Origin of the sequence: Erwinia sp. S43 (assembly GCF_016624745.1) — a bacterium.
Lineage (GTDB): Bacteria > Pseudomonadota > Gammaproteobacteria > Enterobacterales > Enterobacteriaceae > Erwinia > Erwinia coffeiphila.
Genome location: NZ_JACVTX010000005.1, coordinates 162,023 through 176,829, shown reverse-complemented (window position 1 = coordinate 176,829; position 14,807 = coordinate 162,023). Strand labels below are relative to the sequence as shown.

12 protein-coding genes are annotated in these 14,807 nt (G+C 54.6%); 6 read left to right on the top strand and 6 right to left on the bottom strand.

Annotated elements, in window-relative coordinates; genetic code table 11:
• Positions 1 to 64 precede the first annotated feature (64 nt).
• The 3 genes from fecA to fecI form a co-directional block, all read right to left on the bottom strand.
• Positions 65 to 2,428, bottom strand: coding sequence for a TonB-dependent Fe(3+) dicitrate receptor FecA (gene fecA / locus IBT47_RS08910; RefSeq protein WP_200560153.1), 2,364 nt, complete (start codon positions 2,426 to 2,428; stop codon positions 65 to 67).
• Positions 2,429 to 2,528: 100 nt separating this feature from the next.
• Positions 2,529 to 3,482, bottom strand: coding sequence for a ferric citrate uptake sigma factor regulator FecR (gene fecR / locus IBT47_RS08905; RefSeq protein WP_200560152.1), 954 nt, complete (start codon positions 3,480 to 3,482; stop codon positions 2,529 to 2,531).
• Positions 3,482 to 4,000 carry a ferric citrate uptake sigma factor FecI gene (gene fecI / locus IBT47_RS08900; RefSeq protein WP_200560151.1) on the bottom strand — a complete coding sequence of 173 codons (519 nt, stop codon included), beginning with the start codon at positions 3,998 to 4,000 and terminating at the stop codon, positions 3,482 to 3,484. The genes fecR and fecI overlap by 1 nt, the downstream gene beginning before the upstream one ends.
• A gap of 411 nt (positions 4,001 to 4,411) precedes the next feature.
• Between fecI and IBT47_RS08895 the strand changes: the two genes are divergently transcribed.
• The 4 genes from IBT47_RS08895 to IBT47_RS08880 all read left to right on the top strand — a co-directional run bounded on the left by IBT47_RS08895 (position 4,412) and on the right by IBT47_RS08880 (position 9,008).
• Positions 4,412 to 5,479, top strand: coding sequence for an alcohol dehydrogenase catalytic domain-containing protein (locus tag IBT47_RS08895; RefSeq protein ID WP_105592447.1), 1,068 nt, complete (start codon positions 4,412 to 4,414; stop codon positions 5,477 to 5,479).
• A gap of 74 nt (positions 5,480 to 5,553) precedes the next feature.
• Entirely contained in the window at positions 5,554 to 6,471 is a 918-nt protein-coding gene (locus tag IBT47_RS08890) for an ABC transporter substrate-binding protein (RefSeq protein WP_105592446.1), read from the top strand.
• A gap of 54 nt (positions 6,472 to 6,525) precedes the next feature.
• Positions 6,526 to 8,013 (top strand): sugar ABC transporter ATP-binding protein, encoded by a 1,488-nt coding sequence (locus IBT47_RS08885; RefSeq protein ID WP_200560150.1) that lies wholly within the window; start codon positions 6,526 to 6,528, stop codon positions 8,011 to 8,013.
• A 17-nt stretch (positions 8,014 to 8,030) separates the two neighbouring features.
• On the top strand, positions 8,031 to 9,008 hold the full coding sequence (locus IBT47_RS08880) for an ABC transporter permease (protein ID WP_105592597.1): 978 nt from the start codon (positions 8,031 to 8,033) through the stop codon (positions 9,006 to 9,008).
• Between the two features lie 865 nt (positions 9,009 to 9,873).
• Here IBT47_RS08880 and IBT47_RS08875 read toward each other — a convergent pair.
• Both IBT47_RS08875 and IBT47_RS27345 read right to left on the bottom strand, forming a co-directional pair.
• Entirely contained in the window at positions 9,874 to 10,878 is a 1,005-nt protein-coding gene (locus IBT47_RS08875) for a LacI family DNA-binding transcriptional regulator (protein ID WP_200546273.1), read from the bottom strand.
• Positions 10,879 to 12,077: 1,199 nt separating this feature from the next.
• A complete protein-coding gene (locus IBT47_RS27345) occupies positions 12,078 to 12,194 on the bottom strand; it encodes a small membrane protein (protein ID WP_146114129.1) in 117 nt (38 codons plus the stop codon).
• 596 nt (positions 12,195 to 12,790) lie between these two features.
• Between IBT47_RS27345 and IBT47_RS27340 the strand changes: the two genes are divergently transcribed.
• A complete protein-coding gene (locus IBT47_RS27340) occupies positions 12,791 to 13,648 on the top strand; it encodes an AraC family transcriptional regulator (RefSeq protein WP_172606577.1) in 858 nt (285 codons plus the stop codon).
• Positions 13,649 to 13,747: 99 nt separating this feature from the next.
• Here IBT47_RS27340 and IBT47_RS08860 read toward each other — a convergent pair whose 3' ends face one another.
• The gene (locus tag IBT47_RS08860) at positions 13,748 to 14,218 is read right to left on the bottom strand and encodes an Lrp/AsnC family transcriptional regulator (protein ID WP_200560149.1); all 471 of its coding nucleotides are present in this window, start codon (positions 14,216 to 14,218) and stop codon (positions 13,748 to 13,750) included.
• Between the two features lie 155 nt (positions 14,219 to 14,373).
• On the opposite strand from IBT47_RS08860, the gene IBT47_RS08855 reads away from it, so the two are divergent.
• A complete protein-coding gene (locus IBT47_RS08855; protein WP_105592443.1) occupies positions 14,374 to 14,796 on the top strand; it encodes a DUF2000 domain-containing protein in 423 nt (140 codons plus the stop codon).
• The last annotated feature ends 11 nt before the right edge of the window (positions 14,797 to 14,807 follow it).

Below are 14,807 nucleotides of genomic sequence, written 5' to 3'. Positions count from 1 at the left end.
GGCTGCCACCGGCACCCGCCACGTAATCCACAACGGCCGGTTATTGCACCGGCCATCGGGAAAATCAGAACTTAACGGAGCCCTGCAGATAGACGGTGCGCGGCTGCCCGGCGTAGATGCCTTTGTTGTTATCATCGTAGGCGCGGGTGAAGTATTCGTGGTCGAAGATATTCTTCACGCCGACGGCCAGGTTGAGGTTGGCGTACTGCGGGCCGAAGTCGTAGTTGGCGCGCGCGCCCCACAGCATAAAGCCGGGGATGCGGCCGGTGCTGCCATCGGCGCTTTCCTCGCGGGTATTGGCGTTATCGGCGAACTGCGAAGACTGGTACTCGCTGTTGAGGTTAAAGGTCCAGCTGCCGGTCAGGTAATCCAGCCCCAGCGTGCCTTTGTGCTTCGGCGAGAACGGCACCTGATTACCGTGGTAGTCGCCCTGCTCGCGGATCACCGCATTGACGTACGCATAGCTGGCGGAAACCGACAGATTTTCCAGCGCCGGGGAGAGATCGCCGAGGTCGTAGCGCACTTTGCTTTCCAGCCCGGTATGGCGGGTTTTACCGCGGGCAGTGACGCTGTCGGTCACCTGGTTTGAATCGTACTGGTTGCTGAAGTTAATCAGGAACAGACCCGCTTCGGCCTGCAATACCTGATTGTCATAGCGCGTGCCCAGCTCCCAGGTGCGGGCTTTTTCCGGCTCGACGCTGCCGCTGCTGACCGCTTTACCGATCTGGCTGTACTGTACGGTGCCGAACGACCCTTCGGTGTTGGCATACAGGTTCCAGGCATCGTTCAGGTGATAGAGCACGTTAAGCGCGGGCAGCGGCGCGTTGTAGCCGATTTCCTGTTTTTCACCTTTGATGAAGTTGTTCTGGTAAGACTGGATATGCTCGTAGCGCATGCCCGGCGTAATGGTCCAGTCGCCGATGTCGATGCGGTCATCAAGATACCAGGCGTGCGCCTCGGTGCCTGACTGGGTGTCGCGATCGTACGGGCTGCTGCCGGTAGGCAGTTTTCCGCTGCTGGCCGGGCTGGTGTAGCGCAGTTCATGGGTGGATTCGCTGACGTAGCGATAACCGACGCCGACTTCATGTGCGGTGTTGGCGATCGTGAAGCTCTGGCTGTAGCGCGGTTCCACGCCGCGCACCCAGTATTCGCGCGGCGACAGGGTGATGTTTTTCCCCTGGTCCAGATAGCCGCTGCGCAGGGTGTTGGTGTAGAAGGTCAGGATATTGAATTTGTGCTGGGTGTCCGGCTGATACTGATAGCCAAGACTGGCCAGCTGGCGACGGCCCCAGAATTCGTCGTAAGGGCGGGTCGACTGGAAGCGATCGGCGTTGTAGTCCGCGCGGGAAAGCCCACCCGGCATCTGGGCGCGACCTTCGTAATACTGCAACAGGCTGGTGAAGGTATGGACCTCGTTCGGCGCGTAGCGGGTTTTCAGCATCACATCGTCGATTTTGGTCGAGCTGTGTTCGCGCCAGTCGCTGCCGCGCGTGCCGGAGTAGAGCAGCGCCGCGCCCAGGCCGTTATCGGCGGTGCCGCCGATCATAAAGTTGCCGCTGCCTTTCGGATCGTTCTGGCTTGAGGTGGGCGTCAGCAGCCCTTCCATTCCCGCTTCAATACCGAAGTCCTGCGGAATGGCGCGGGTCACAAAGTTGACCACGCCGCCGACGCTCTGCGGTCCGTAGCGCACGGCACCGCCGCCGCGCACCACATCCACTGCATCCATATTGCCCAGCGACACCGGAGCCAGCGACAGCTGCGGCTGGCCGTACGGAGCGAACGGCACCGGAATGCCGTCCATCAGCACGGTGGTGCGGCTGGCAAGGCGCGGATTCAGCCCGCGAATGCCGAAGTTCATCGCCATATCGTGGCTACCGGTGCCGTTATTTTCCGGGGCGTTGACGCCCGGAATGCGGTTCAGCGCTTCACGCATGGTGGTGGCTCCGGTACGGGCAAAGTCTTCGCGGCGCAGCACATCACGCGCACCGGCGTGTTCGAACACATCGTCTTCGCGCGCGGTGCCCAGCCAGTCACCGACCACGGTCAGCGTGGCGGTTCCTGCCACCACCGGCACCGGCTCCAGCGTAAAGGCGTTGTTGCCCAGCGATTTCGCCTGCAGGCCGCTGCCGCTCAGCAGCGCTTGCAGCGCCTGTTCCAGCGAGTAGCTGCCGTTCAGGCCCGGGCTCTTTTTGCCCTGGGTCAGCGCCGAGTTGACCGACAGCGTAATGCCGGAACGGGCGGCGAACTGGTTCAGCGCCTGGTCGAGATCGGCAGCGGCAATCTGATAGTCAGCCGTTGCCGGCTCGGTTGCCGCACTGACCAGCGCAGGAGCGGCCAGCGCCAGCGGTGCCAGCGCGCAGTGAATAGCGAAAGCCAGAGGTGTTGTTTTGCTAAAAGCGCGCTTGATGCGGGCGCAGGAATCAGACATGACCGTCTCCAGAGTGAGCATTTTTTATCTTGTGTACTAAGGAGTCGAATGAGCTGGGCAAAAGGGACAATACATTTTGAAATTTTTTTTATTTTTTTCGCTATGCCGCGCTGACCTTCACCCAGTAGCGGCTGAGTGTCTGAATTTTTATCGGCAGCGTTTGCGCCAGCACGGCCAGCAGACGGTCGGTATCCTGCAGCGGGAAGGTGCCGCTGACCCGCAGTTCAGCGGCGCTGTCGTCGCAGAGCAGCATGCCGTGGCGGTAACGCGCCACTTCCGCGATCACCTCGCGCAGCGGGCGGTTGCTGACGCTGAGCAGGCCACGGGTCCAGCTGCTGCTGTTGGCAACCAGCGGTAAGATTTCACCGAAGCTGCTGCGGCTGAAGCGCAGCGTTTGCCCCTGCTGAACCACGCGCTGTTGCCGCGCATCGTCGGCCAGCGTGGCCTCTACCGCATGCTGCTGCACCGACAGCTCGGTGGCATCCGGCCACAGCCGCACGCTGAATTCAGTGCCGAGGGCACGCAGCATGCCGTCGGCGGTGGCCACCCGGAACGGCCTTTGCTGCGCATCGGCAGCGGTGGTAATCGCAATTTCCCCGCGCTGTAGATGAATGGTCCGCTGGCTGCCGGTAAATTCGACCTGCACCGCACTGGCGGTATTGAGCGTCATCTGAGAACCGTCGCTCAGCCGCACGCTGCGCATTTCACCGGTCGCGGTACTGTAATCGGCACGCAGGCTCAGGCCCAGCGGCGACTGCCAGAGCTGCCAGCCGCTGCCGACGCCCAGCAGCACCAGCAGGCTTTTCAGCACGCGGCGGCGGGTAAGGTTTGCCTGATTCAGCGTTTGATAGCTGAGATGCCCCGGCAGGGTTTGCAGCTGGTTTTGCAGGGACTCAACGCGCTGCCATGCCCAGCGGTGGTCTTCATGCTGCTGTAGCCACTGCTGCCAGCGGGCGTGCTGCTGCGCGGTGGTATCCCCGGCGCAGAACGTGGCATACCAGCTGGCGGCCATTTTTAACGCCTGACGCTGCTGCTCGCTGACCCGTTCGGCCATTACGCCAGATCCTGCATCAGGCGAAACAGCAGGCAGTGCTCGGTGGCTTTAGCCATATATTTTTTTACCGAGCTGACCGATACCGCCAGCCGTTCGGCAATCTGCGGATAGGTAAGCCCTTCCAGCTGCGACAGCAGAAACGCCTGGCGAACTTTGGCGCCAAGGCCATCGAGCATGGCATCGATCTGCTGCAGCGTTTCCAGCAGGGCGTGCTGCTGTTCCGGGGAGGGGACATATTCTTCCGGCAGCTGTTCCAGCATATCCAGCCAGGCGCGCTCCAGCGCGTTGCGGCGGAAGAAATCCACCATCACCCGTTTGGCAATCGTACAGAGGAAGGATTTAGGTTCGCGGATCTCCGCCACGCCGTTGCCGAGCAGTACCCGCAGGAAGGTATCCTGCGCCAGATCCTCGGCGTCGCTGGCCGATCCCAGTTTGTACTGTAGCCAGGAGCGCAGCCACCGGTGATGTGTCTGGTAGAGGCTGGCGAACATATCGGCAGACGCGGCTGGCGTTGACATAACGAGTTACACATCCCGGCAAAAAAATGACGCCGGGATGATAATTGATAATAGTTATCATTTCAATGACCAAAAATCGTTCGATTATCCGCCCGATCAATGTCTGCGATCGTAAACGGGTCCAGACGGGCACAAACGGTCATTCCGACGCGTTGTGAATGAGACTGAGATCGAAGTTGTTAACCCTGAAACCGGCTTGTTAATGATATGTGATATCGCTCAAAGATTTTGTTTTGGGCTTTTGATTATATGATAACCAATGTTTACGTTGTCATTTTGTTTTGTCAGAAGAAATTATGGATAAATCATTAATTTAGGTTTGAATAGAAAATTCGCATTTTTTATTTACCGAATAATGACAACGTCAACATTTTGCCTATGTGACGATCAATATTGCTACTGGAGAGAGAAATGAGTCAGCTGCCCGAGAAGATGAGCGCCGTAGTCTGCCACGGCCCCCAGGATTATCGCTTTGAGCAGGTTCCGGTGCCATTGCCGAAGGCCAACGAACTGGTAATCAAAGTAGAAGGCTGCGGCATCTGCGCCGGTGACTGTAAGTGCAAAAACGGTGCACAGATGTTCTGGGGAGAAAACCCGTGGGTGAAGCCGCCGGTGATCCCGGGGCACGAATTCTACGGCCGCGTTGCCGCGCTGGGCGAGGGCAGCGAGAAGAAATTCCGCGTGGGCGAGCGGGTGATTGCCGAGCAGATCGTTCCCTGCTGGGACTGCCGCTACTGCAAATCCGGCAGCTACTGGATGTGTGAAACCCACAATATTTACGGCTTCCAGAAAGACGTGGCCGAAGGCGGCATGGCGGAATATATGCGTTTCTCGGCCAACGCCATCGTGCACAAAATCCCGGAAAGCCTGAGCCATGAAGATGCGGTGCTGATTGAACCTATGGCCTGTGCGATCCACACCGTGGCGCGCGGCGATATTCAGCTGGATGATGTGGTGGTGCTGGCCGGAGCCGGACCGCTGGGCCTGTGCATGGTGCAGGTAGCGCGGCTGAAAACGCCCAAAAAACTGATTGTTATTGATGCAATGGACGATCGTCTGGCGCTGGCGAAAGAGTACGGTGCCGATGTGGTGATCAACCCGCTGAAAGAAGACGCCGACAAAATTGTTAAGTCGCTGACCGGCGGCTACGGCTGCGATGTCTATATCGAGGCAACCGGCTCCCCGGTGGGCGTAACGCAGGGCCTGCAGATGATCCGCAAGCTGGGCCGCTTCGTGGAGTTCAGCGTGTTCGGAAAAGAAACCACCGTTGACTGGTCGATTATCGGCGACCGCAAAGAGCTGGATATTCGCGGTGCGCATCTGGCCCCTTACAGCTATGAAATTGCCATCGACCTGTTTGAACGTGGGCTGGTGACATCGAAAGGTGTCGTGACCCACAGTTATTCACTCGAAAAATGGGATGAGGCATTTGCTCTGGCCGACTCCACCGATTCAATTAAGGTTGTTCTGGTTCCGTAGTTTATTTTTACCGATGTTATTTATACCGTTGCTAATAAATCAATAAAAATACTTCCCCCTACAGGAGAATATCCATGTTTTCATTCGTCAAAAAAACGCTGCCGATTATTATCGCGGGCGGAATGTTGTTGGCTGCAAACGCTGCAGTGGCTAAGCAATTAACCATTGGCGTCTCTTTCCAGGAATTAAATAACGATTATTTCGTTACGATGAAACAGTCGCTGGAACAGGCTGCCGCTGAAATTGGCGCGAAGGTATACGTTGCCGACGCTCACCATGATGTTTCCAAGCAGATTAATGACGTTGAAGACATGCTGCAAAAGAAAGTCGATATTCTGCTGATTAACCCGACGGATACGGTGGGCGTGCAGTCCGCCGTTATGTCTGCCCATAAAGCCGGCGCGGTGGTGGTGGCGATTGATGCCCAGGCAGAAGGTCCGGTGGACTCGTTTGTCGGCTCCGAGAACTATGACGCGGGGTTACAGGCCGGGGAGTATCTGGCGAAATCTATCGGTGGGAAAGGCAAGGTCGCCATCCTCGACGGCATTCCGGTGGTGCCCATCCTTGAGCGCGTGCGCGGCTTTGAGGACGCGATGAAAAAATACCCGGATATCAAGATTGTCACCAAGCAGAACGGCAAGCAGGAGCGTGATACTGCACTGACCGTCACCGAAAACATGCTGCAATCCGCCCCGGATCTGAACGGTATATTCAGCGTTAACGATACCGGCGCGCTGGGTGCGCTGGCGGCAATTCAGAGCAGCGGTGCCAAGGTGAAACTGGTCAGCGTTGACGGCCAGCCGGAAGCAATTAAAGAGATCGAAAAGGCGGATTCACCGTTTATCGCCACCTCGGCACAGTTCCCGCGTGACCAGCTGCGCATCGCGTTGGGAATTGCGCTGGCCCGCCACTGGGGTGCCAATATTCCGAAAACCGTACCGGTAAAAGTTAAGCTGATCGACCACAGCAATGCGAAAGGCTTTAGCTGGTAATAGCGTGAAATATTCGCTCTGCGCAAGCAGAGCGATAACCCGGAAGCGATGCTGATGACACCTTTACTGGAATTAAAACAGATTAAAAAATCCTTTCCCGGAGTGAAAGCGCTGGACGGTATTAACCTGACGGTGCAGCCCGGAGAAATACATGCGCTGCTTGGAGAAAACGGTGCGGGTAAATCAACGTTGGTGAAAATTATGTGCGGTATTCACCAGCCGGATGCAGGGGAAATTATCTTACAGGGGAAGAACTGTAGTTTTCCTAATTATCGCCACGCCATTGAAGCGGGCATTGGAATTATATTTCAGGAGTTCTCGCTGATCCCTTATATGAGCGCGGTCGATAATATTTTCCTCAACCGGGAAATAAAAAATCGCTGGGGGCTGCTGGATCGTCGTGAGATGCGTCGCAAGGCACGCAGCGTCTTTAAACGCCTGGCGGTGGATATCGATATGGACTGCCCGGTGGAGCAGTTAAGCGTGGCGCAACAGCAGTTCGTTGAAATTGCCAAAGCGCTGTCGCTGGACGCGCGCGTGCTGGTGCTGGATGAACCCACCGCCACACTGACGCCGGGCGAGGCCGAGCACCTGTTCAGCGTGATGAACGATCTGCGCCTGCTGGGCGTAGGCATGGTGTTTATCTCGCACCATCTGGATGAAATTTTCGCCGTCTGCGATCGCATCACCGTGCTGCGTGACGGCTGCTACATCGAAACATTGCCAACCAGCGACACTGATATCGACGAACTGGTGAAGCTGATGGTAGGCCGCAAAATTGAGAATACCTTCCCGGTGAAGTCGCACGTGCCGGATCGGACTAAGCGACTGCTGGAAGCCAGCGTTCAGCGCACGAAGCAGAGCCAGACGGATCATTTCCATCTGCACGCCGGAGAGATCCTCGGCTTCGCCGGGCTGGTGGGTTCCGGGCGTACCGAAACCATCTCCGCGCTGATTGGCGCCAGCCCCTGCTACCGTAAAAGCGTCAAGCTTAACGGCCAGGACGGCAGGCTGAGCAGCCCGGCACATGCCTTACAGCAGGGCATTGGCCTGCTGCCGGAGAACCGCAAAACCGAAGGTCTGGTGCTGCCGTTTTCCGTGGCGCAGAACATCACGCTGAATCGCCATGAAAAGCGCGGCAAGATTTTTGTTCATGCCGGCAAAGAGCGCGACATCGTACAAAGGCTGATCCGCGCGGTAGGAGTGAAAACGCCCGACGCCGATACCGCGGTATCAACCCTCAGCGGCGGCAACCAGCAGAAGGTAGTGATCGCTCGCTGGCTGAACAACGACTGTAATATTTTGATCTTTGATGAACCGACGCGCGGTATCGACGTGGGCGCGAAATCGGAAATCTATCAGCTGATGCAGCAACTGACTGCAAAAGGCATCTCCATCATCATGATTTCTTCCGAGCTACCGGAAATTATCGGCGTTTGCGACCGGGTGCTGGTATTCCGGGGCGGGCACATCGTCGCCGAACTGGCCGGGAATGAAATTGAATCTGGCAACATCATGCTACATGCCACCGGGAGCGCATAATGAGCGGAATCGAACAGATGTCATCTACCTCAACTCCCCGCGCTGCGGGGCCAGGGCTGGCGAAGCGCTGGGAAAAACTGCTTCATCATCCTGCCGTGCTGCCGTTTATTGGCTTTGTGGTGCTGTTTGTGCTGATGAGCCTGCTGAACGACAGCTTCCTGACGGTGAATAACCTGACCAACGTCGCCCGTCAGGTGTCCATTAACGCCATTATCGCCGTGGGGATGACCTGCGCGATTTTGACCGGCGGCATCGATCTGTCCGTCGGTCCGGTGATGGCGCTGGCCGGTTCCGTTGCTGCCGGATTGATGATGGCTGCCGTTCCTGTACCGCTGGCGGTGCTGGCCGCGCTGCTGGTCGGCGTGCTGTTTGGTCTGGCGAACGGTACTTGTATTGCCTGGCTGCGGATGCCGCCGATTATCGTCACCCTGGCATCAATGGGCATCGCCCGTGGCCTGGCGCTGCTGTATACCGGCGGTTATCCGATCTCCGGCCTGCCGGATGTGTTCTCCTTCCTGGGGCGCGGCACGGTGTTCGGCATTCAGGTGCCGATTCTGGTGATGGCGGCAGTGTACGTGGTGGCGTGGATCATGCTGCACCATCTGTCATTTGGCCGTTACGTTTATGCCATCGGCGGCAATGAAGAGGCCGCGCGGCTGAGCGGTATCCGCGTGCAGCGCTATAAGATGCTGGTGTATGTGATCAGCGGCGTGACGGCGGCACTGGCCGGTCTGGTGCTGACTTCTCGTCTGATGAGCGGCCAGCCGAATGCCGGTGAAGGCTTTGAGCTGGATGCGATTGCGGCGGTAGTGCTGGGCGGTGCGGCGATTTCCGGCGGTCGCGGAGCGATTATCGGTACGCTGGTGGGCGCGATGATGCTGGGTGTGTTGAACAACGGGCTGAATCTGATGAGTGTGTCGCCGTATATTCAGAATGTGGTGAAGGGCGGAATTATTCTTGCGGCGATTTATTTGAGTTCAGTAAGGCGTAAGTAGTGTCGTTTGGCCAGGTGCATCTGGCCGTGCCGCCTGGGGCGGGGAGGGCTGTTCCGTTTGGGGCAGCCCATTTTTTGCTTGCGGTGTTGGGATTGTGTCGCGGGAAGATCGTTGTCTGGCTTATCGGTGACGGGCGGGTTCGCGGACTCGGCGTGAACACGTCCGTGTGGCCTCGAATCGCGCATCCCTGCGCTCAACGGTCCGCGAACCCGCCCGTCACCGATTGCCCACAGGCTATGGTTTCGCTGTTAGTAACACAGAGTGTGGTTTGGCGTACTGATTGCACAATGGCCGGGTTTCGCTGTGAGTAAAACCGAGTGCGGTTTGGTGCATCAGGTTGGATTGCTGCATGGTTTGAATCTGGCTTTTGATGCCGGGGTGATGTCACCGCCGGGCTGAGATTGCTGAAGGTGATGTGTCTGGCTTATCGGGGCCGGGGTTGTGTTGCGAGGAGATCGTTGTCTGGCGTATCGGTGTCGGGCGGGTTCGCGGACTCGGCGTGAACACGTCCGTGTGGCCTCGATTCGCGCATCCCTGCGCTCAACGGTCCGCGAACCCGCCCGTCACCGATTGCTCACAGGCTGAGGTTTCGCTGTGAGTAAAACAGCGCGATGCTGAGAAAGGCGAACGTTTAGGGGCATTCGAAGCAACGCATTGATTGATAAGGCGAACGTTACGGGGAAGATAAGCCGGGTGTCTGCCGCAAGGATGCGGCAGCCAAGCCCACACGGACGTGTTCACGGCGACCCGGCGTTATTCCCCGTAACGGTCGCCCTGACCCCGCGCTGGCAGCAAAAAAGATGTCTCAGAATTCACGCCCCAAAACGGTCGCCTAAGTACCGGAAGTGCAGCGACACAACCCCACTCACGGAACCAGCAGGCTCCCAGTGAAAAATTCGCGCCGTACAACCCGATCGCTATCCGCCGTTTTTATCGCGTTAAACAATAATTCCGCCGCAATCTCTCCCAGCATTTCCGTATCATGATAAACCCCGGCAATACGCATTCCATAACTGGCCGAGCCTGGCGGCTTGTCCACGGAGAAAAATTTCACTTGAGGATAGATATTTAACTCATGACATATGGACATTGCGCCCAGCGTAATGATTCCATTCAGACCGATGATATATTCCGGCTGATTCTCTTCCTGCATTAGCCAGCTTCTGACTTCCTGCTCCTGTGATATAAAATCATAATCACCGTTTATAATAGTGATGTGATTTTTCTTACCGTACAGTGCATCCAAAATGCCTGCAGTTCGGCTGAGCGTGATTTCAGAGTTCGCCGGCCCACCGAGAATAAGCATCTTAGATTCTGGCTGAGCGGCAAGATATTCCCCGGCCAGCAGACCTATCTCATTGTTATTCAGGAAAACGCCGCTTAACTGCCGGTTGAAAATATCCCTGTCTATAAGAATCAATGGGATATGATAGGCTTCGGCCTGCTCAAGATAGGCGGGCTGATACTGTTTATCATCTCGTACTGCCGAGAGTAAAATACCCCGGGCCTTATAGCTGAACAGTGCCTGTATTGCCTGGTTCTCCGCCTCTTCGCTGCCGTCCGTATCAAATAACATAATCTGATAACCTTGTTTACGGGCAATGCGCGACACCCTCTGAATTAACGAAGAATAAAAGGGATTATACAGGCTGCTGGTGACAATACCAATAATCTGGCTGCTGCTGCTTTTTAATCCCTGGGCAAACGCATTCGGGACATAATTCAGTTCTTTGGCTATCGCATGGATCTTTTCACGAGTAGCGGGTTTAACCAGTTCAGGTTTATTAAACGCGCGTGATACCGTGATATTAGTGACGCCAGCTCGTCGGGCAATATCCACGATAGTGGAATTTGGAATAGCTTTCGGCACCGTCATTCCTTGCATTTGCTGTGAACAGATCCCTTATTGTAAGGAAGCGCTTTCAAATAAGCCAGATGTAACGCAGGGTGACGATCCTGTTCCGGATAAAGCGCATTTTGCGCTCGGGTTGCCGGTTTACTGAAGGTTTAAGCCGTTGGGGCGAGGGGTTATCATCGTATAAGAAGACGGCCTCGGCTGAGGCTCTGGCTGGCTTGTCAGGGGCTGGAAATTTTCAGGACCAGGCCGCGATGTGCTTTACACCTCACGTGCCTGCTTACTCTGAGAAGAATTAGGGCGTTTATGCAAACTTCAGGCACGCATCTCTGCACGAGGTAAAGCTCGCATCCCCGAACGTAGCTATGTCTCTCGGTGTGTAGCAGGCAGGTGCATTCGTGCTTTCACTATGTATATCTGTATATAGCAAAGTATACGCATTGGTGGTTGCGCTATGTATATATGTATAGAACGAAGCATGGCATCCTGCTCTTTTGCATGTCTCTGTGGGGGGGCACAAATCATTTATCCTCGCGTTTTGTTGCTTTGCGCACCCGGCCCGGAGGTGAAATCTTCAGATGCTGAAGTATCCGTTTATCATCCTATCGGAATACGCTGCCTTAACCTTACAACTGAAACAGTTAAGAATATCGTTTCTATCGCCAGTGATGCCCTGTTATTGGCAGGATCTTACTGAAGATTCGGTTAAGAATAGTGGTTACTCCTGCTCACTTAAGATGCTGTGAAAATGCATTTTAAATGCACTAAGCTACATGAGATTTTGTAAACCCCTTATTTGTGTCAATTAGTGCGAATGTCCGGGTGTATATACGGTGGATTTGCGTCCAATACCGTGCTTATCGAAATGCAACATGCTTCAATATTGGCTAAATCTCATTCCAGGCCGCCATCCTATTTGGGCAGCTGCGACCCCGGAAAAGTGGGACATGTGCAGTACGTTGGGTGCAAGGGATGCGCAGGCAGCAAGGTTTTTTATGCTGATGCTGGGCACAGGAACGCTTTGCAGGCAGGCACGATAATAGCGGGTTAGCCGGGGCAGGGATCGACATTACGGCGTGAATCAGATAGATAGGTGGTGGCAGCTGTAGCGATCGGCGCAATCCTTTGCGCTGATTTTAGACAAAAAGAGTGCAGTAAACCCGAAAATGTCGGGTTTGAAAAGATAATAAAAAGTTAAAAAATACTTAAATAAACTAGCGTTTTTTCTTAGGGAAAGACGAGGTCTTTCTGTCTTTAATATAAGAAAAAAGACTATATGCAGAAACGACAATTAATAGTATCGCTACTGTCATTAATATCAGGTCGCTCATTATACGTTCCTCAAAAGATCTTTTATTAATTTTTTCAGAGCAAAAAAGAAAATATAAAGTGGATTTATACTTTCAACTCATAGGTTTTCGAAAAAAATCATCATATATAAAACAATCTAATGCTTTGCTGTGTGTGCGTTTCACCATTAGCTCAACATCCTATGCCCTGAGAGCGACATAAGACCGTAAAGAAAGTGTAAAATTGGGGCTTTCTAAACTGTTAAGGTATGCTACTGGTTACGACAATACTAAGTAAAATAACTATTCTATCAAATATCTTTGCCCGTCATTTTTTGTTTTTCTCCCTCACAGGCCGAAAAAGAAAGATCAGAGTCTTTTTTTAATTGCTTTTTTTGTTTAGATTTCGTGCGTGGGAAAGGATTCTGCGTATTTAATACAGCAGGTGAAACCAAATGAATCAGCAACTGATTAAACGACCCATTTCGATAGTGTTACCAAGACCTGAGGGACTGTATCAGTTCCATACGGTTGATACTGCCGAAATAGAAAGTGAATTGCGTTACGAATTTTTAACAACTAATTGTAAACCTTATACAACGGATACTGCGCACAACCGCCGGGCTGGAGATCGAAAGGTGACTCAGCGGCCATCGGATGCTGCACAGGGGAGCTTCAGTTCCGTACTCGGTGGCACGAGCAACGCCATTTTCAACCCGTATAAACCGGACTCTGACAGCCTGTTCATTTCCCTGCTATTACAGGGCACCGTAGAGCTGACCGGGCGGACCTTGTTAGAAACCAAGGTGATGACGGCCGGATCGCTGGCGCTGTACGAGCGGGATAAACCGTTGCACTACAATAGCGGCCACGTGAAGCAGCTGTTTCTGATCCTGCCCTATGCCGATGCACGTGCTGCGCTGGGCGGTGGTCTGGATGAGCTGGCGTTATCCCTTGACGATCAGCCGCTGGCTCCGTTTATTCGCTCGCAGATGATGCTGCTGGATGCTCACGCGGCCCATTTGAGCACTAAAGCCATCTCCAGCATTCTGGACGGGCTGTATAACGTGTCGTTGCTGATGCTGGCGGATATTGGCAGGGAACGCGGTAACCGTATCGAAGGCAGTAAGAACTTTATTTTTTCCGCCGCCAAGCGCTACATCGAGCAAAACTATGCTCAGGTAAATCTGTCGCCGGATGCGATTGCCGTTGCGCTGCGCTGTTCGCGTTCGGGCCTGGATCGTGCATTTCTTGAACAGCACACTTCCGTGATGCGTGTGCTGCAGGAAGTGCGCCTTAAAGCAGCCCGATACCGTTTAGAAAATTTTGCGGAAGAGCGTATTGATACCATCGCTTACCAGTGTGGGTTCAGCAGTCCCAGCATTTTCAGTAAGCTCTTTAAACTGCGTTTCGGCATGTCGCCTAAGGCATGGCGTCAGGCTTTTATTAACAGCTATTCTTTTTACCCTGCGGAAGAGAGTAACGCCTGCGGCTGATTAAACGCCCGGCTGCTCATCGTGCTGTCCCTGACCTGTAAAGACCAGTATGGACAGCAGCACGGCCTCTGGATGAGGCCACCTCTTTCACCTGACGATTTATCCCGGTTTAACGATTGGATAGCTGACCAGCGGTTTGATCTCCTTGAGTACAAACATACTTTGCATTTCTTTGATTCCCGGCAGACGACGGATCACCGCCATGGCGAAATCCGCGTAGGCATCCAGATCCCGGGCCACCACCTGTAACAGAAAATCCGCATCACCGCCGATGCTGTAGCAGGCCACCACGTGCTCCAGCTCCGCGACCTCCTGTTCGAACCGACGCGCTTCGGACTCGCTGTGGCTGTCGATGGAGACGCGAACAAAAACCATCACCCCCAGGCCAATTTTTTTACGGTTCAGCACGGCGCGGTAGCCCTGAATTACCTCGTCCTCTTCCAGCTTGCGTACTTTGCGCCAGCAGGGCGAAGCCGAAAGGCCAATTTCATCAGCCAGGGTCTGATTGGTCATGCGGGCATCCTGCTGCAGCAGTGAAAGAATTTTTATCTCGGTGGGGCCTAAGCTCATAGGGGCAGACTCAGTCTTTTAGTGGGTTGTTAAAGGTAAATCATGCCCTTATCTGGTCAATTTTCAACTGATTAAGACAACTTTTTCCCGGCCCGTCGGCGCATAATAAAGGCCTGAATATTGATCTATTAAACGCCTGAGCGTATGGAAATAAGATGAAATTTGATGCCAGTCAGCACCGTTGTACCATCGTGATTAATGACCAGCTCAGCCCGGGGCTGGCGATGAATGCCGCCAGCGTGATCGGCATCAGCTTTGGCCGTACGGTTGAAAATCTGGTGGGGCCGGATCTGCAAAGTGCGGACGGCGTGAACTATCCGGGGGTGATTTATGCTCCGCTGCCGGTGCTGCTGGCCGGAGATGATTACGTGCAGCAGCTGCTGCATATCGCCAGCGAGGATGAAGAGATCTATGCCATGCCGTTTAGTGCGCTGGCGCAGTCGTGCAGAACCTACGAGGAGTACGGCGAGCGCATTTCCCCGGTGAACAGCCGGCAGATTGAGCTGGTGGCAATCGGATTGATTGGACCGAAAAAGAAAATCAGCCGCCTGACCGGTAATCTGCCGCTGTATAAGTGATGGGGCAGGCA

Coding starts and splice junctions, on each gene's coding strand:
- fecA (WP_200560153.1), bottom strand. CDS start 2,428: ATGTCTGATTCCTGCGCCCGCATCAAGCGCGCTTTTAGCAAAACAACA.
- fecR (WP_200560152.1), bottom strand. CDS start 3,482: ATGGCCGAACGGGTCAGCGAGCAGCAGCGTCAGGCGTTAAAAATGGCC.
- fecI (WP_200560151.1), bottom strand. CDS start 4,000: ATGTCAACGCCAGCCGCGTCTGCCGATATGTTCGCCAGCCTCTACCAG.
- IBT47_RS08895 (WP_105592447.1), top strand. CDS start 4,412: ATGAGTCAGCTGCCCGAGAAGATGAGCGCCGTAGTCTGCCACGGCCCC.
- IBT47_RS08890 (WP_105592446.1), top strand. CDS start 5,554: ATGTTTTCATTCGTCAAAAAAACGCTGCCGATTATTATCGCGGGCGGA.
- IBT47_RS08885 (WP_200560150.1), top strand. CDS start 6,526: ATGACACCTTTACTGGAATTAAAACAGATTAAAAAATCCTTTCCCGGA.
- IBT47_RS08880 (WP_105592597.1), top strand. CDS start 8,031: ATGTCATCTACCTCAACTCCCCGCGCTGCGGGGCCAGGGCTGGCGAAG.
- IBT47_RS27345 (WP_146114129.1), bottom strand. CDS start 12,194: ATGAGCGACCTGATATTAATGACAGTAGCGATACTATTAATTGTCGTT.
- IBT47_RS08860 (WP_200560149.1), bottom strand. CDS start 14,218: ATGAGCTTAGGCCCCACCGAGATAAAAATTCTTTCACTGCTGCAGCAG.
- IBT47_RS08855 (WP_105592443.1), top strand. CDS start 14,374: ATGAAATTTGATGCCAGTCAGCACCGTTGTACCATCGTGATTAATGAC.